At 64.1% G+C, this 2,111-nt stretch carries 2 protein-coding genes and 1 pseudogene; all 3 read left to right on the top strand.

Annotated elements, in window-relative coordinates:
* Nucleotides 1-449 (top strand): annotated as a pseudogene (locus AN233_RS06870) (ABC transporter substrate-binding protein); the annotation flags it as partial.
* A gap of 8 nt (nt 450-457) precedes the next feature.
* Entirely contained in the window at nt 458-1,396 is a 939-nt protein-coding gene (locus tag AN233_RS06865) for a carbohydrate ABC transporter permease (protein ID WP_058366063.1), read from the top strand.
* A partial coding sequence (locus AN233_RS06860; RefSeq protein WP_058366064.1) for a carbohydrate ABC transporter permease occupies nt 1,393-2,111 on the top strand: 719 nt, incomplete at its 3' end. The genes AN233_RS06865 and AN233_RS06860, both read left to right, overlap by 4 nt.

Raw genomic sequence — 2,111 nt, 5'->3', positions numbered from 1 at the left:
ACACCGGGATCAACATCGACGCCGCGAAGGAGAACGACGAGGTCGACTTCGACTACGGGATCGTCCAGGTGCCCGCCGGCCCGGAGGGCCGCTACAGCCTGAACACGATCGACGCCGTCTCCATCTTCGCACAGACCGAGGTCAAGGACCTGGCGGAGGACCTCCTCCGGTTCTACCTCGAGCCGGACCGTCACTTCGAGTACGCGACGAACAAGGGGTTCATGCCGACCGTCGAGGAGGTCGGGGAACGCGACTACTTCCAGGAGTCGTCGAACTGGGCCCCCTACATCGAGGCCGGGCAGTACGCCCGCGCGCGGCCGAAGCTCTCGAACTTCAACGAGTTCAACAACCGCATGGTCCAGGCGATCCAGGAGGCGCTCGGGGGCCAGAAGTCCCCGCAGAAGGCGCTTAACGACGCACAGTCCGACCTCGAAGACGCGATGGAGTAACCTCACGAATGGGCACTGCAGAGGAGTACGCCGAGACGCCGGCCGGCTCGCGCCTCGAGCGGGGGATCGACTACCTCCGCCACAACAGCCGCGCGTATCTGCTGATCGCCCCCGCGGCGATCTTTCTGCTGAGCGTCGTCGGCTATCCGATCATCGAGACGTTCCGGCTGTCGCTGTATGAATCGCCCGCCGACTCGTCGGTCGAGACGTACGTCGGGCTCCAACACTACGTCGAGATACTCGGCAGCGACATCTTCTACCAGCTCCTCTGGCAGACCGGCCGCTGGGTCGTCATCGGAGTCGCGGGGAAGACGCTGTTAGGCCTGCTGATCGCCGTTCACCTGAAAGGCGACATCAAGGGCCGTAAGTTCTTCCGGACGGCGTTTCTGATCCCGTGGGGGATCCCGTACGCCATCTCCGCGGTCGTGTTCCGCTGGATCGAGCATCCGCAGTACGGCTACATCAACGCCGTGCTGCTTAAGCTCGGCGTCGTCGACCAGGGCGTCGGTATCCTCGGAAACCCGGACATCGCATGGCTCGGGGTCGTCGTGGCGGACATCTGGATCGGAACGCCGTTCATGGCGATCATCTTCCTCGCGGGACTCCAGTCAATCCCGGAGGAGCTGTACGAGGCGGCCGCGATCGACGGTGCCGAACGCTGGCACCAGTTCCGGTACATCACGCTACCGCAGCTGAAGTCGGTCATCCTGATCGCCACCCTGCTGTCGACGATCTGGACGTTCGTCAGCTTCGACACGATCTGGACCATGACCGGCGGCGGCCCGATCAACACCACGTCGACGCTGGTGATCTGGATCTACCAGGTCGGGCTGGAGAACGGGAACCTCGGTCGCGGCGCCGCGTTCAGCGTCATCGGGTTCCTCTTCCTCCTGGTGTTCGCCATCGTCTACCTGCGCGTCTACACGCACGGAGGTGAGGAGCTATGACGATGGCCGGCCAACAGCGGACGTGGCTCCGCAAGGTCCGCCTGTACGGGATGCTCATCGCGCTGTTGAGCGTCATGATGTTCCCGTTCTACGCGATGTTCTCGAGCACGCTCAAGACCGAGTCGGAGATCTTCTCGAGTCCGGCGACGCTCGTGCCCGCGGACCCCACGTTCGAGGCGTACCTCCAGGTGTGGAGCCAGACGGACGTGCTCCTGTGGGTCGCCAACAGCTTCCTGATCTCCATCGGCACCGTCGTCCTCACGCTCGCGCTGGCCATCCCGGCCGCGTACTCGTGTGCGCGGAACGACTTCATCGGGAAGCGGACGTTCCTGCTGTCCGTGCTCGTCGTGCAGATGTTCGCCCCGGTCGTGCTCATCGTCGGGCTCTTCGACGTGATCACGACCGTCGGGCTGTTCGACAGCTACCTCGCCGTCATCATCCCCGCGGCGGCGTTCACGCTGCCGTTCAACGTGTGGATGCTGTACGGCTACTTCAAGACGATCCCGGTGTCGTTGGAGGAGTCGGCGCGGATCGACGGCGCCGAACAGCGGCAGATACTGACGAAGATCGTCTTGCCCCTGACCAAGCCGGCGCTCGTCGCGAGCGTCACCTACACGTTCCTGTACGCGTGGAACCGGCTGCTGTTCGTCCTGACGTTCCTCACGGACGCCGGGAAGTACAACGTCCCACGGGGCGTCTTCTCGATGGTCGGGGC

Origin of the sequence: Haloparvum sedimenti (assembly GCF_001462205.1) — an archaeon.
Lineage (GTDB): Archaea > Halobacteriota > Halobacteria > Halobacteriales > Haloferacaceae > Haloparvum > Haloparvum sedimenti.
Note: the sequence above shows the minus strand (reverse complement) of the source record. Positions and strands in the feature narration are given on the sequence as shown.